Here is a 14665-nt window from a genome sequence, read left to right on the forward strand (position 1 = left end):
CAGGCCCAGAGCGAACGGAAATTGCCTTTCCAGGGTGCGCAGCCGACGCCTGCCGCGCATCTCGGGCGCGGACCGGGCGCCGGTCGTCGCTTGCTCTGCGCCGGCGGAGACCGCCGGTCGTCTCACCCGACGCCGCGAGGGCGGAACTGGACGCTGATCCGGGGGCCGACGGGCTTGGCGGTCTTGGGGATCGAGTGGTCCCAGGTGCGCTGGCAGGTGCCGCCCATGACGATGAGGTCACCGTGCCCGAGCGGCTGCCTCACGTGCGGGGCACCGCCGTCGCGCGGCCGCAGCACCAGGGGGCGCGGCTCGCCTATGGAGAGAATCGCGACCATCGTGTTCTCCCGGGCGCCGCGGCCGATGCGGTCGCCGTGCCAGGCCACGCTGTCGTGGCCGTCACGGTAGTAGCACAGGCCGAGGGTGCGGAACGGCTCGCCGAGTTCCACGGCGTAGTGTGCGCTCAGCGCGTCCCGCGCCGCCGCCAGAACGGGGTGCGGCGGTTCGTCGCCCTCCCCGTAGTGGGCGAGGAGCCGTGGAACGTCCACCACGTTGTCGTACATGTGACGCCGCTCGGCGCGCCAGGGAACCGCGTCCACCAGCGCTTCGAAGAGGATGTCGGACCCGCTCAGCCAGCCGGGCAGGACGTCGATCCAGGCCCCGTGCGTGAGCGTCCTCCGGCGTGCCTCGTCCAGCGGGCGCCCGAGGCCGGCGACGTCCGCCACGTCGAAGAGTGAGCCCTGAAGCTGGCCTTCCATGACTTCAGTGTACGCCGAATATCGAACACATAAACGAATACATGGGGCGGTCCGGCGCGAGCGAACGCCTTGCCGGTTCCCTGTCGCCAGGGTCGGAAGGCAGACATCCGTTCGCGGCCGGCCGGCCCGTCCTCCTTGAATGCCCGGGGCTCACGTGACGGCGGGGCCCGCGTCCTCGGTTCCGGAGAGCTCCTTGAGGAAACGGTGGCACTGAGCCGCCCGGCGGGAGTCCTCCTCCATCACGGTCCGGAAGAACTCGGCGATCTCCTTCTTCTCCGCGTTCTCCGCGTCCCGGACGTACTGGCCGTAGTCGTGCCCGGCCTTGAGTGCGTGGTACTGCACGGAAATGAGGTCGTACACGACGTCACTGAAGCCGGTTTCACCGGTTGCCATGGCGTCTCCTTCCTGCGTCGGTCTCCGGCCCCGAGTACCCAGGCCCGGCTCTGTAACACAGCGCATGCGCACAAGGGCCGAACGGAACGCCGTCCGGCCCGCCCTCAGGGCGAGCCGACGGGCAGGGTCCACTCGTTGACGAGCCGCCTGGCACGCCCGGCGTCGTCGGCGAAGACCAGCACCTGGAGCCGCCACGGCGACCGGATGCGGCCGCGCCGCCGGCGGGCACAGGGTGCGACCGTCGACCGGATCCCGCAGGTGTCGAGGAACCGGCGGACCTCGTCGGCCGCGGTCACCGTGGCCACCCGCGCCACCGGCACCAGCAGTCCGTACGGGTAGGGGCGACGGCCTTTCCCGAACGCCGGCGAACGGATACCGAGACGGGACAGATATCTCACGCGTACCGCCCTTGGGAGGAGACCGACGGGTCAGTGGTGGCCTTCGGTCACCCGATGGGGCTCGGTGCTGCCATGAGCCGCGGTGATCCGCCGGTACTCGTCCGGGGTGGGCTTCAGGATCTGGCCTCCGTCCCCGAAGTAGGCCCTGGACAGACGGGCACGGAGCCGGTCCGACCAGGTGATTTTGCGGCGGATACCGTTCTCGTCCACCGCCGGGGGAAGCGCGTACGGCCTGGGCTGGTCGTGTGCCGTGAAGTAGTAGAGGTCGGCCTGCGTCAGCGGCTCGTGGATCTCCAGGTATTCGCCGTGGGGCTTGCGCAGGATGACGCCGGATTCACGCCCGTGCAGGACCTTCTCCCGGTCCCGGCGCTGGAGGCCGAGACACCACCTCTTGGTGATGACGAAGACCAGTACGGGCAGGACGAAGAACCCGACCCGGACCACCCAGGTGATCGCGTTGAGCGACAGGTGGAAGTGCGTCGCGAAGAGGTCGTTGCCGCCTCCGACCAGCAGGAGCGCGTATTCGGAGATCCAGGCGGCTCCGAACGCGGTGCGGGAGGGATTGTCGCGCGGGCGCTCGGTGATGTGGTGTTCACGCTTGTCGCCGGTGAGCCACGCTTCGAAGAAGGGATATCCCCACAGGACGAGCAGGATCAGCGGGAAGATCAGCAGGGGGATGAACACCCCGAGCACGAGGGTGTGCCCCAGGAAGTTGACCTCCCAGCCCGGCATGATGCGGATCAGGCCCTCGGAGAATCCCATGTACCAGTCGGGCTGGGCATCGGTGGTCACCTCGTCCGGCCGGTACGGCCCGTACGCCCAGATCGGGTTGACCTGCGCGACGGCGGAGAAGACGGCCAGCACACCGGTGACGAGAAAGAAGAAGCCGCCCGCCTTGGCCATGTAGACCGGCATCAGGGGCATGCCCACGACGTTCTTGTTGTTCCTGCCCGGACCGAAACCCTGAGTGTGCTTGTGGTAGAAGACCAGGATCAGGTGAGCCACCAGCAGGGCCGCCATGATGCCGGGGATCAGCAGCACATGGACGGTGAACAGCCGTGGCACCCAGATGGACCCGGGGTACTCACCGCCGAAGATGAACATCACCAGATAGGTGCCGACGATCGGCACGGACAGGATCGCGCCCTCCATGAACCGCATGCCCGTGCCGGAGAGCAGGTCGTCGGGCAGCGAGTAGCCCATGAAGCCGTCGAACATGCCGAGGATCAACAGGCCCGCGCCGAAGAGCCAGTTGAGCTCGCGGGGCTTGCGGAAGGCGCCGGTGAAGAAGACGCGCATCATGTGCACCAGCATCGCCATGATGAAGACGAGCGCCGCCCAGTGGTGCAGCTGACGGAGCAGCAGGCCACCGCGGATGTCGAAGCTGATGTCGAGCGTCGACTTGTACGCGTCGGACATCAGGATGCCGTCGAGCGGTGTGTAGGAGCCGTGGTAGACGACCTCGTTCATGCTGGGCTTGAAGAACAGCGTCAGATAGACGCCGGTCAGGATGATGATGACGAACGAGTAGAGGGCTACCTCCCCCAGCATGAAGGACCAGTGGTCGGGAAAGATCTTCCTCAGGTTCGCCTTGGCGAGTGAGAAGAGCCCGACGCGGCCGTCGGCCCAGGTCGCGAGCTTTTCACCCCCTGACGCCCGGGCGGTGGGGCCTGGCCCGGCCGTGGGGGTGTGTTGCGTGTTGGTCATGCGCTAGCGCTCCCGGCCCTGGAAGGGCAGCATGTCCCGGCCTGCCCCTTTGTCCTACAAAGATCGCCATCTCTGGCATTATGGGCCCCATCTTCCCCACACTTCATCCCGGGATGCGTGATTTGCGGGGAGTGTCGGACAAGGAAGAGCGGGTGGCAGGCCGCATCCTGAAAAGTCGTACCGACGGGCCGGGCGGCCGGGGCCCGCCGACCCTCGCCGGGAGAGCCGCTCAGTGATTCCGTTCCCCTCGGACCGTGTCCGAGGGGAGGTGAACGTCCAGGAGACAGATGTCGTCGCGCCGTTCGTACCGCAGCAAAGAGCTCAACAGCGGGCCGAGGGACCCGACGCCGTCGCTGCCGAGCGATCGCGTCGCGGCGTCGGCCAGCCGGGTGAAGCCCTCGTCCAGGTGCTCGCAGGGCCGTTCGACGAGGCCGTCGGTGTAGAGCAGCAGGTGATCGCCCGGCTCGAGCCGGCACCGGAATTCCCCGTACGAGGGGCTCAGGGTCGCACCGAGCAGGAGGCCCTCGGGCTGGGACAGGTACTGCGCCTCGCCCTGTCGCAGCAGCAACAACGGTGGGTGTCCCGCCTGGGCCCAGGTCAGGCACCGGTCGGCGGGATCGTAGCGGGCCAGGACCATCGTGGCGGTGCTGCTGTGGGCCTCGTGGGTGTGCAGGAGCAGGGCGTTGAGCCGTTCCAGCGCGCCGGTCAGGGACGATCCCGTGATCACCATCCCCTTGGCGGTGAAACGCAGCTGAGCCATCGTGGCCACCGCGTCGAGCCCATGGCCGGCGACATCGCCGACCGCGAACAGCACGTTCCCGTCGGGCAGTTCGATCGCGCTGTACCAGTCACCGCCGACATTGAGGTCGTCGTCGGAGGGCAGATAGGCGACGTCGACGCGCAGGTCGGCAAGTTTCAGCGACTGCTCGGGCAGTGGCAGGAGCGCGTGCTGCAGGCGCGCGGCGACCGTGCGCTCGGCCCGCAGCACACCCTGCTGCGCGAGGACCGCCTGCTCGCTCTCGATCAGGGCCAGTTCCGCGCGGCGCTGGGCGGTGAGGTCCTGGAAGAAGCCGTGCGCCTCGACCGGCGTGCCGTCGGCGTCGGTGACCGCTTCGGCCACGACGCGCAGATGCCTGACGCCCGACGCCGTGGTGATCCTGAAGGGTTTGTCGATGGGCTGTCCGTGGCGGAGGAGTCTTTGGACCGCCTGAGCGAGGGCCGGGAGGTCATCGGGCAGCAGATGGCCGGGAAGCTCCTCGAGCGTCATCGGGCCGCGTGCGGGGTCACGGTCAAAAATGGCGAAGACCTGGGGCGACCAGGTGATGGTGTCGGTGACCAGGTCCCAGTCCGCCCAGCCGAGGTTGCCCAGCCGCTGCACATCCGCCAGCCGCTGCTCCTGCCGGGCCATGACGTCGTGGCGGACCCAGGAGACCACCAGGGCGTCGCCCAGTTTCGCGGCCCGGACGGAGAACGTGGACGTCCGCGGAACACCGGCGACCACTTCCTCGTACGCGAAGGGCTCGCCCTCATAGGGCTCCCCCGTCGTGAGGACGTCGAGGTAGCCCTGCCAGAGCGGGGTACCGGCCAGCGTGGGGTAGCACTCGAGGATCCGCAGGCCCACGAGCTGCCGGCCGCGGCGCCCGGCGACGTCGACGGACTCCGGTGCGGCCGCGTCGACGCGGTAGTCCTCCACTTCACCCGCAGGCGTGCGCAAGGGAGTGAGCAGGACCACGGGTCCCGGCAGGACGTCGAAGACCGCCTGGGTCATCTCCGCTGTCCGGTCGGCCGCGCGCTCGCGGGGCAGGTCGAAGGCGCACAGTCGCCCGGCGCAGAGCGGGGCCACCGCCTGCAGGAGCTCCCGGACGCCGGGGGCGAAGGGTGCGTCCACCGTGCGGAACACGCCGATCGCCGTGGTGACCACGCCGCCCGTGACCACCGGGATCCAGGCGCGGGAGGGCCATCGCTCGGGCGGGTCGCCGATCAGGAGGTAGCGCTCCTTGTCGCCTTCGAAGTCCTCCAGCCAGAGGGCTTCACCGGTGCGGATGGCTTCCAGGGCGGCGATACCGCTCACCGGCGGCACGTGGCGCCACTGGGCGGCCACGGTCGCTCCCACACCGGCCTGCCCCACGAGCTCCAGTCCCCCGGCGGGCGGGCTCGAATAGATCATCACCGCGTCGATGTCCGCGGCCCCGCAAAGGTGTTCCAGCAGGCACCGGGCCAGCTCCTGCCGGGTCGCGGCAGCGGTCAGGGCCTCGCCCAGCCTGCTGAGGACGTCCGCCGTCCGGTCCGGGACGGCGGGCGAGCCGCCCCTTCGCGGGCCCGGCACGGTGCGCAGGGTGTACTGCCCGGAGTCGAACACCGAACCCCTCGCAGGCGGCACGACCGGTTCGGCGGGCCGGTCCGCCGCGGAGGCAGGGTGGAGCTGGATGTCGCCGAGAGCTATCCAGCACTCCTCCGTCAGCGTGCGGCCGGCCACCTGCGCGCGCCGCGCCAGCTCCTCGTACGCGACGGCCGCCGAACTGCCCGACCGGGCCATGACGACGCCCTTCGCCCGCTCCAGGACCGAAGTGGTCGAGGCCAGACGTTCAAGCCGTTCGTTCTCCGCCCGCAGCCGGGCCACGACTCGGGCCAGGGCGACGACGTCAGGCACGCCGCCGGGCTCCTCGCGATCGGCACACTCCCTCGTCACGCCCCTGAGCATGGCACAGGGCCCACCCGGCCAGGGACCCTGCTCGGCGATCTCGCCCGGTAGGTCGGCGCAGGCTTGACACACACCCGCAGGGGCCGTTAAGGCGAGCCAGGCCGCGATCGGCCGGACGGGCGTCGTCTTCCTGGACGGCGCCGGCCGGCAATACCGTGTGCCCTTGGGGGGCACCTCGTAGCGGGGAGGAACACCGCATGAACCGTCAAGAACTGTGCCGGCGCTTCGCGGCGCTGACCACTGCCCACCTGGCGGACGCCTGTCTACGGGCCCGGGTCCCGGTACGCTGCGCGCCCTCGCGGCTGCACGCCGTGGTACCGGGCGGTCGCCTGGCCGGGCGCGTGTGTCCCACGCGGCATGCCGGCAGCGTCGACGTCTTCCTGGAGGCGCTCGAAGGGGCCGCCCCCGGTGACGTGCTGGTGGTCGACAACGGCGGACGGCTCGACGAGGCATGCGTGGGCGATCTCGTGGTTCTGGAGGCCCGCAACGCCGGGCTGGACGGCATCGTCATCTGGGGGCTGCATCGCGACACCGCCGATGTACGAGCGGTCGGGCTTCCTGTCTTCAGCCTGGGGTCGCTCCCGGCGGGCCCGCAACGCCTCGACGGTCGTTCCCAGGACGCCCTGGAGTCCGCCACCGTGGGCGAGTGGCCGGTGGGCCGCGAGGATGTGGTCCTGGGCGATGACGACGGTGTGCTCTTCGTGCCGGCCGCGCGCGCCGATGAGCTCTTCACCCTTGCGGAGACGATCCGCGACACCGAACGGCGCCAGGCCGAGCGGATCCGTGCCGGTGTCTCGCTGCGCAGCCAGGTGCAGTTCGACGCCTACCTCGCCCGGCGCGACCGGACACCCTCGCTGAGTTTCCGTGATCACCTGCGAGCCGTCGGCGGGGCCGTCGAGGAGTAGCCCCGCCTCATCACGGAGTCCGGACGGGTGTGCTGCCCCTACGGCAAGTCGTACATCACCGTGTTGGTCGCCAGCTCGTCCGGGGTGATCTCGGTGGTCCAGCCTCCCGGCGGCTCCTGGTACGGGCTGCAGGTCCCGCACGCGGCGCAGGTCCACCGGCCGTGCAAGCCGTCCACGGTCGATCCGCAGCCGCTGCACGTGTCCGTGGTGTAGTACGGCTCACCCGGGTTCGAACGGTGCTGGCTCATGCCACCCAGACTGCCACGGGCGCGGCCGGCAAGGGACCGTCGTGCCGGGCAAGTTGGCCGCTGCCGCACGGCACTCGGGACGGTGGCGTACCGGGCGGGGTGGCCAAGCGGTCCTGAGCCGGGGAGATGCAGCTGAGGCCCCTGTGCGATCGTGTGGCCCGGTGATCGGACAGCGGGATCGGGGAGAGAACGGCAGTGGTATTCGGCAGGAACAGGGCCCCGGAAGCCCCGATCGATCCCGTGCCCTGGGAGCAGGCCGACCGCTTCACTGTCGGCGCGGTCGACCGGCCGGCGACGCTGCGGCGCAAGGCGGTGACCGGGCCGCGCGCCGTACGCGTCCCGTGCGGCAGCCAGTTGAAGAGGTTCTTCGCGCCGAGCGCCCTCGTCCTACCCGCTGACGCATCCGCACCGCCGTCGGCTGCGGGCTTCCGGCTGGACCAGGACGGGACGGCGGGGCACCTGATCTGCTCCGTCGACGCGCCGCAGGACGGGAACGGCGAGCGCCGCTACCGGGTGCGGGACGACCGGGGCGAGGAGATCGGCAGCGTCTGCCGGGGCCAGGTACAAAAGCGCCTGGTCCAGCACCCCTGGCGCATCGAGCAGCCCGGCCTGCCGCCGGTCGTGGCGCGCTACCACTGGGCGAAGGGCACGCCGAAGGAGATCATCGAACGAGGGGTGGGCAACGTCCTCGGCAGCGTCGCCGACTCCCTGCTCAGCTTCGGCGCGGAGGGCGGTGACTCCTCGCCCCGGCCGGTGACCTGGCGGGCGGCCGGGACGGCCGTGATGACGTGCGAATGGGGTGACGACTACGGCTACAAGGCGTACACGCTCCTGTCCGCGATACTGGACCGCCGGCTCGCGTTCGCTCTCGCCGTGCTGCGGGACGAGTGAGGTCACCGCCGCACGAGCTGCTACTGGGGGAACTTTCGTTCCCCGCGAGTCCTCGCCGCGTCCCGTCCCGGGGCTACCTGGGCCTCCGCGTGCTCCGCTGGTCCCGCGAGGTCAGTTCCTCCTCTGCCCGGCCGGCGGCCACGACGGTGTGTAGCAGTGACTCCACCTCGGCCGGGGTGGTGTGCGGGTTGAGCAGCGTGAGCTTGAGCCGTACCCGGCCGGGGCCCTGTCCGGGGAGTTCGGTGCGCCCGATGACGGCACGGCCTTCGCGCAGCAGGCGGCGGCGCAGCGCTGCGTTGAGGTGGTCCGCTTCGGCGGGTGTGCCGGAGGCCGGCCGGTAGCGGAAGACGGTGGTGGTGAGCACGGGGGTGGTGTGCAGCTCGAGCCGTGGATGTGCCGTGACCGTCGCGGCGGCGTGGTGGGCGAGGTCGTGGCAGGTGTCCACCAGCCGGCCGAGTCCGGACCGGCCCAGGGCCGCCAGGGTTGCCGTGATCTTGAAGGCGTCGGGGCGGCGGGTGGTGCGCAGGGAGAGGCCCAGCAGGCTGGGGTAACCGGCTTCCTCGTCGTCGGCGGGGTTGAGGTAGACGGCCCGCCGGGCCAGCGGGGCGTAGGTCTCGGCCCGCCGGGCCAGGAAGACTCCGGCGGGGGCGGGCTGCCAGCCCAGTTTGTGCCAGTCGAGGGAGAGGGAGTCCGCGCGCTCGATGCCGGCGAGCAGGGGGGCGAGCCGGTCGGAGAGCAGGGCCCCGCCACCGTAGGCGGCGTCCACGTGCAGCCAGATCCCGTACTGCGCGGCGAGGTCGGCGATGCGGGGCAGGGGGTCGATGCCGCCGGTGTCGGTGGTGCCCGCCGTGGCCACGATCGCTACCGGCGTCTCGCCTTGTGCGGCCGACCGTTTGAGCTGTTCCTCCAGTGCCCCGGCATCCATCCGCAGGTCGTGGTCGACGGGAACGCCGGTGACCGCCTGCTCACCCAGGCCGAGCACGGCGGCCGCCCGCTGGACCGAGAAGTGCGCGGCAGCGGAGGTGAAGATGCGGGGCGTCAGGTCGCGGGGAAGGCCGGCCAGTTCCGTCGGGCGTCCGCCCGCCCGGCCGAGGGCGTGGTCCCGGGCGAGCATCAGGCCCATCAGGTTGGATTCGGTGCCGCCGGAGGTGAGCACCCCGGCCGAGAGCGCCGGGTCGTAGCCGGCCATCGTGGCGAGGTCCCGTACCAGAGCGGTCTCCAGCTCGGTGGCGGCGGGCGCCTGGTCCCAGGAGTCCTGGGAGGGGTTGAGGGCGCTGACGGCGAGGTCCGCGGCGACCGCCACGGCCAGCGGCGGGCAGTGCAGGTGTGCCGCGCAGCCGGGATCGGCGGGGTCGGCGCTGCCTTGCGCGAGCAGGGTCGTGAGCGAGCGCAGAACGGCCGCACCGGGGCCGGCGGGTTCCTCACGCGCGCCGCCGGCCTCGGCGAGGGCGGTGGCCGTGAGTGCGGCGAGGTCCGCGGGGCCGCCGGCGGGCAGGGGTCCGTCGCGGCGTACGGCGCCTTCGGACAGGCCCTCCAGCACGGCGTCCAGCAGCGGCCGCAGGGCGTGCGGGCCTTTGACACCGCCGGACAGGGCCGGGGCCGTGCCGCGGGGCGTGTCGTGGGTGATGTGCTGCTTCACGCCCGCCCGCCCGCCAGGTCCGTACCGGCTTCCGCGATGGCGTCCGTGAGGCGGTCCAGTACGGACTCGGCCTGCTCGTCCGTGATGGTCAGGGGCGGCAGCAGGCGGAGCACGGCGTCGTGGCGGCCGCCGAGTTCGACGATCAGGCCGCGGCTGAGGCAGGCGGCGCGGACCCGGGCGGCGAGCTCCGGGGCCGGTGGGTGGGCACCGCAGCCGTCCGGCTCGCCGCCCGGGTCCACGAGCTCGACGCCGATCATCAGTCCACGCCCGCGCACGTCGCCGATCACCGGCAGTTCGGTGCGCAGTCTCTCCAGGCGGGTGGTCATCCGGGCGCCGACGAGCGCCGCCCGTGCGGCGAGGCCGTCGGCGGCGATGTGGCGCAGGGTCGCGGCGCCGGCCGCCATCGCGAGGGTGTTGCCGCGGAACGTGCCGGTGTGCGCGCCGGGCTGCCAGCCGTCGTAGTCCTCGCGGTAGACCACCACCGCCAGCGGCAGGCTGCCGCCGATGGCCTTCGAGAGCACCATCGCATCCGGGACGATGCCGCTGTGCTCCACCGCCCACATCGCGCCGGTGCGCCCGGCTCCGGTCTGCACCTCGTCCACCACCAGCGGGATGCCGCGCTCGGCCGTGATCCGCCGCATCTCGCGCAGCCATCCGTCCGGTGCCGGGATCACCCCGCCTTCACCCTGGACGGCCTCCAGGATCATCGCGGCGGGTGGCAGCACCCCGCCCGAGGGGTCGTCCAGCAGCCGTTCGGCATACGTCGCCGACAGCTGGGCCCCGCGCTCGCCGCCCACTCCGAAGGGGCACCGGTAGGCGTAGGGGTACGGCAGCCTGGTCACCTCTCCCCCGCTGGGCAGCGGCGCCTTCACCGCCACGTTCCCGGTCACCGCGAGGGCACCCGCCGTCATGCCGTGGTACGCCCCGGTGAAGGCGAGCACGCCGCGCCGGCCGGTCGCGGTCTGCATCAGCTTCAGCGCCGCCTCGACGGCGTCGGTTCCGGCGGGCCCGCAGAAGTGCACCCGGGCCCGGTCGCCGAACCCCTGCGGCAGGCTCTCGAAGAGGGCGCTGGTGAATTCGTCCTTCTCCGCCGTGGCGAGGTCGAGCATGTGCAGGGGGGCGCCGCTGTCGAGCGTCCGGCGGATCGCTTCGAGCACCACCGGATGGTTGTGCCCCAGAGCGAGCGTCCCGGCACCGGAGAGACAGTCCAGGTACCGCCGGCCGTCCGCGCCCTCCACCGTCATGCCGTGGGCGCGTACCGGCACGATCGGGAACGTCCGGGCGTAGGTACGGGCGGAGGACTCACGGCTGCGCTGACGGTGCAGGACGGCGTCCCTTGCGTCGAGGGCGTTGCCGGTGGCGAGGGTCATCGCGTAACTCCTGTGGATCCGGGCGAGCGAGGCGGCCCGATGTGCCGAGGGGCGAGAGGAGCGGGGGGGTGGGCCGGGGCTCGAGGGACGGTCAGCCGAGGTGCTGGTGGGCCCGCTCGGCGAGGTGGGCCGGGACGTCGATGCCCTTGGCCAGGTCAGGGTCGGCCTCCAGGGCGCCCCACGTCTGATGGAGCGGCAGTATGCCTGCCCAGACGTCGAGTTCGGCGTCCGGGCCGTCCCCGTCGTCGGGGGGTCCGGTGCGCACCTTCACCGAGGCCTCCTCCAGCGACAGTGCGAGCAGGGCGGTCGCGGCGAGCTCCTTGCGGTTGGGGAGGCGGGCGTATCCCCACTGGCCCGGGGTGACGTGCTCGGTGAGGCAGCGCAGTCCGGCGAGCTTCTCCTGCGGGTCCGTCACGATTCGCGGCACGCCGTAGACCATGGCGCTGCGGTAGTTGACGCCGTGTTCGAAGACGGACCGGGCCAGCACCAGGCCGTCGACGTGGGTGACCGTCAGGCAGACGGTGGCCTGCGGCGAGGCGGCCAGGCTCCGGCTGGCGACGGAGCCGTGGAAGTACAACGTGCCCGCGTCGGTCCCGTACACGGTCGGCACGACCATGGGTACGTCGTCCACCACCACGCCCAGGTGGCACACGAATCCGGCCTTGAGGATCGCGTCGAGGTCGGTCCTGCTCAGGCTGCCCTGTTCGTGCAGGCGGCGGTGGCGGGTGCGTTCGGTCTGGGGGAGGACTTCGGGCAGCACGGGGTCCGGCGTCTGCTCGGTCATATCGTGTCTTTCTCATCGGTGCGGCCCGGCTGGGCCCGCTGTCACGCTCGCGGCCGCCGGGAATGCGGGGCTACGGCATGTTCGAACACGATTCGTCAGCCTGCCTGACCCCCGAGACGTTTGGCAAGCGATGTCTTCATCACGGGGCAGCGGTTGTCACGGGACCCTTGGTGAACTCACCAAATGCCAAAGGATTGCTTGCCATTCGACCTCCCAGTGGGCAAAAGTGTTCGAGCGGGCCGGCCCATGACCAGCGCCTACTCCGCCGAGGACTTCTCGCCCCGGCGCGCCACCCGGCTGCTGTGCGAGCCGGTCCGCTGCGCCCAGGACTTCGCGGCGGCGCAGAGCCGTACCCGCGACGGCGGGCGGACCGGCGCCGCGCTCGCCGCCGAGGCCGCCGCCGCCCGTACCCTCGCCCAGCTGACCTGCCCGGTCATGCCCGAGTTCGCGGGTCTGCTGTGGACGGCGCTCGGTGAGGCGGGCACCCCGCGCTTCTCGACCGGTACCCGGGACGTCCGGACGTCTGACTGGCGGGCGGCGACTCCGGTCACGGGTTCAAACGCGGCCCGGCGTGGGGGGAGTTCGTCTGTGAGGTCATCGAGGGCCGGCGCGCGGCACCGGCACGATTCGCTCTCAGGTGAGGCGCGCCGCCTTGTCGCCGCGGCGGGCCGGGCCGGCGGCGGCGTCGCGCCTGCTTGTCGTTTCCGTCCGCGAGCGCTCAGACGCCGGCCCCACCGGCTTCGAGGGCATCGGCCCGCTCCTGCTCGGCGAGCCGCTCCATCGCATCCGCCCACGTGATCGGCAGCCGGTCCGCAGTGGCCTGCCAGAACGTGAACGTCGAGCCCCGCATGGTGGGCCCCAGGCCCTTCATGGCACTGCGGTGCGGCTCGGTCCGGGCGAAGGCGTAGACGGCGTCACGGTCCTGCCACGCGGAGAGCGTGTAGAAGACGCGCTGGAACGGACGGGCGATGAGCGAGGCGCCGTAGGCTCCTGGCGCTCGGCGCACCTGGCCCCACACGGAGAGAGAGTTCCAGAAGAAGCGCGGTACGTCCTTGAAGGAGCGCACCTCGAAACGGGACGCCATCACGTAGACCTCGGCGCCCGGCGGGGCCTGGTTCGGAATCGTCCAGGGGAGTGTGGGCATTGCTACGCTCGCCTCCATCGTTAGGTAGTGGCACTATCTAGATTAGAGAGTGCCACTACCTAATCCCGAAGGGAAGCGGGGACCAATGCGAATTTCCGAGTTGAGCCGGCGCAGCGGAGTGCCGATCCAGACCATCAAGTACTACCTGCGCGAGGGCCTGCTGCCTCCCGGCCGGTCGACGTCCGCCACCCAGGCCGAGTACGACGAGGCGCACGTGCGGCGGTTGCGGCTGATCCGTGCCCTGGTCGGCGTGCGGGGGCTCACGGTCAGCGCCACCAAGGAGGTGCTGGCCGCCGTCCGCGAGCAGGGCGGCGATGTGCACCAGGTACTCGGCCTCGTCCTCGGTGCCCGGCCGGCCGTCCCTGCGGGTGAGGAGGGGCAGGCGGAGCCCGAGGAGGCCGGCTCGGACGCCGAGGGCGGTGCCGGCTCGGAGACGGAGGCCGATGCCCTGCTGGCGGAAGCGGGCTGGCAGGTCTCACCGCACTCCCCCGCCAAAGCCGTGATCAACCAGACCCTCGAAACCCTGCGTTCGGTCGGGGTGGACTACCCCTGGCAGGCGCTGGTCCCCTACGCGGAGCTGGCCGAGCGGACGGCCGCCCTGGACCTCGACCAGTTGGAGGGCATGGACGATCCTCTCGAACAGGCTGAACGCGCCATGCTCCTGACGATCCTGCTGGAGCCGGCGCTGCTGGCCCTGCGCCGCCTCGCGCAGGAGGACGCGTCAGCCAGACGGTACGGCGGCTGAGGGGCCGGTCCCGGCGCACGGCAGGGCGCACCGCCTCCTCCCAGCGGCGGCAGGTCACCCGCCGAGCGGCCGGTCGTGCGTGGGTGAGCGATCACCCGACGATCATCGCTGCAGCAGGGACTGATCCGGTCCCTCGCCTGTGAACGCAGGCGTCGCAGAGACCGGACCGGCCTGTTCAGGCGACGACAACAGGTTCGCCGCTCAGCGTGACACCGGCCCGGCGCAGCTCCTCGAGCGCGGTGCGCGTGGTGTCGGCGGCGACGCCGGCGGTGTAGTCGAGCAGGACCCGCACCGTGAAGCCCGCGCGCACTCCGTCCAGCGCGGTGGCCTTCACGCAGTGATCGGTCGCGATGCCGACGACGTCGATGTCGGCGATGTCGCGGGCCTTCAGCCAGGCGGACAGTGCCGTGCCGTCCTGGGCCGAGCCCTCGAAACCGCTCTTCGAGGCGGAGTGCGCGCCCTTGAAGAAGACCTCGTCGACGTGCCCGGAGTCGACGGCGGGCGCGAAGTCCGGATGGAACTCGCCTCCCTCACTGCCGACGACGCAATGCACGGGGAACGAGTCCTGGAAGTCGGGGTGCTCGGAGAAGTGGCCGCCCGGGTCGATGTGGTGGTCACGGGTGGCGACGACGACGGCGTACTGCCCGTCGCCGCGCCGGAGCAGCTCGGCGATGGCGGCGGCCCGGTCCGCGCCGCCCTTCACCGGAATACTGCCGCCCTCGCAGAAGTCCTTCTGCACATCGACGATGATCAGTGCACGACGCACGGAAAAGCCCTTCCCTCGGGGGAACCCTCTCCCCGATGATCACCCTTCCGCCGAGGGAAGGGTGCGCCACTCGCCGGTCATTCACCCGACCGGCGCGGCGGCGACGAGCGCGGCGCCGGCTGGGAGGGCAACGACGGCTCGTAGGAGTGGATGCGGTGAAAACGTGCAGGCCACAGGCTTGACGGTTCGGGCGGATCGGCCCGGACCAGCGCCGTCGGG

At 71.4% G+C, this 14665-nt stretch carries 15 protein-coding genes; 3 read left to right on the forward strand and 12 right to left on the reverse strand.

Annotated elements, in window-relative coordinates; all coding sequences use genetic code 11:
* Positions 1–122: 122 nt before the first annotated feature.
* From AB0F13_RS21105 to AB0F13_RS21125, 5 genes are all read right to left on the reverse strand, one after another.
* Positions 123–755 (reverse strand): alpha-ketoglutarate-dependent dioxygenase AlkB, encoded by a 633-nt coding sequence (locus AB0F13_RS21105; protein WP_362084305.1) that lies wholly within the window; start codon positions 753–755, stop codon positions 123–125.
* A gap of 150 nt (positions 756–905) precedes the next feature.
* Positions 906–1148 (reverse strand): acyl carrier protein, encoded by a 243-nt coding sequence (locus AB0F13_RS21110; protein WP_362084308.1) that lies wholly within the window; start codon positions 1146–1148, stop codon positions 906–908.
* Between the two features lie 104 nt (positions 1149–1252).
* Positions 1253–1546, reverse strand: coding sequence for a hypothetical protein (locus tag AB0F13_RS21115; protein WP_362084311.1), 294 nt, complete (start codon positions 1544–1546; stop codon positions 1253–1255).
* A 30-nt stretch (positions 1547–1576) separates the two neighbouring features.
* Positions 1577–3253 (reverse strand): ubiquinol-cytochrome c reductase cytochrome b subunit, encoded by a 1677-nt coding sequence (locus AB0F13_RS21120; protein WP_362084314.1) that lies wholly within the window; start codon positions 3251–3253, stop codon positions 1577–1579.
* Between the two features lie 229 nt (positions 3254–3482).
* Positions 3483–5903, reverse strand: a complete 2421-nt coding sequence (locus AB0F13_RS21125; protein WP_362084317.1) for a SpoIIE family protein phosphatase — start codon at positions 5901–5903, stop codon at positions 3483–3485.
* A gap of 248 nt (positions 5904–6151) precedes the next feature.
* Here AB0F13_RS21125 and AB0F13_RS21130 point away from each other — a divergent pair, with 248 nt between their 5' ends.
* Complete coding sequence (locus tag AB0F13_RS21130; protein ID WP_362084320.1) at positions 6152–6859, forward strand: RraA family protein; 708 nt, start codon at positions 6152–6154, stop codon at positions 6857–6859.
* Between the two features lie 38 nt (positions 6860–6897).
* Here AB0F13_RS21130 and AB0F13_RS21135 read toward each other — a convergent pair whose 3' ends face one another.
* Entirely contained in the window at positions 6898–7107 is a 210-nt protein-coding gene (locus AB0F13_RS21135) for a hypothetical protein (protein ID WP_362084323.1), read from the reverse strand.
* Positions 7108–7347: 240 nt separating this feature from the next.
* On the opposite strand from AB0F13_RS21135, the gene AB0F13_RS21140 reads away from it, so the two are divergent.
* The gene (locus tag AB0F13_RS21140) at positions 7348–7998 is read left to right on the forward strand and encodes a hypothetical protein (RefSeq protein ID WP_362084326.1); all 651 of its coding nucleotides are present in this window, start codon (positions 7348–7350) and stop codon (positions 7996–7998) included.
* Between the two features lie 73 nt (positions 7999–8071).
* On the opposite strand, the gene AB0F13_RS21145 is transcribed toward AB0F13_RS21140, so the two are convergent.
* From AB0F13_RS21145 to AB0F13_RS21165, 5 genes are all read right to left on the reverse strand, one after another.
* The gene (locus AB0F13_RS21145) at positions 8072–9637 is read right to left on the reverse strand and encodes an aspartate aminotransferase family protein (RefSeq protein WP_362084329.1); all 1566 of its coding nucleotides are present in this window, start codon (positions 9635–9637) and stop codon (positions 8072–8074) included.
* Entirely contained in the window at positions 9634–11007 is a 1374-nt protein-coding gene (locus AB0F13_RS21150) for a diaminobutyrate--2-oxoglutarate transaminase family protein (RefSeq protein WP_362084332.1), read from the reverse strand. The genes AB0F13_RS21145 and AB0F13_RS21150 overlap by 4 nt, the downstream gene beginning before the upstream one ends.
* A 91-nt stretch (positions 11008–11098) precedes the next feature.
* Positions 11099–11791, reverse strand: a complete 693-nt coding sequence (locus AB0F13_RS21155) for a pyridoxamine 5'-phosphate oxidase family protein (RefSeq protein WP_362084335.1) — start codon at positions 11789–11791, stop codon at positions 11099–11101.
* A 257-nt stretch (positions 11792–12048) separates the two neighbouring features.
* Positions 12049–12276: a hypothetical protein gene (locus AB0F13_RS21160; RefSeq protein ID WP_362084338.1), complete on the reverse strand. Its 228-nt coding sequence runs from the start codon at positions 12274–12276 to the stop codon at positions 12049–12051.
* 233 nt (positions 12277–12509) lie between these two features.
* Entirely contained in the window at positions 12510–12935 is a 426-nt protein-coding gene (locus tag AB0F13_RS21165) for a DUF3291 domain-containing protein (protein WP_362084341.1), read from the reverse strand.
* Between the two features lie 85 nt (positions 12936–13020).
* Between AB0F13_RS21165 and AB0F13_RS21170 the strand changes: the two genes are divergently transcribed.
* Positions 13021–13680, forward strand: coding sequence for a MerR family transcriptional regulator (locus tag AB0F13_RS21170; RefSeq protein ID WP_362084344.1), 660 nt, complete (start codon positions 13021–13023; stop codon positions 13678–13680).
* A gap of 175 nt (positions 13681–13855) precedes the next feature.
* On the opposite strand, the gene AB0F13_RS21175 is transcribed toward AB0F13_RS21170, so the two are convergent.
* Positions 13856–14446 (reverse strand): isochorismatase family protein, encoded by a 591-nt coding sequence (locus AB0F13_RS21175; protein WP_362084347.1) that lies wholly within the window; start codon positions 14444–14446, stop codon positions 13856–13858.
* Positions 14447–14665: the final 219 nt, after the last annotated feature.

Origin of the sequence: Streptomyces sp. NPDC026206, from assembly GCF_040638465.1 — a bacterium.
Taxonomy (GTDB): Bacteria; Actinomycetota; Actinomycetes; order Streptomycetales; family Streptomycetaceae; genus Streptomyces.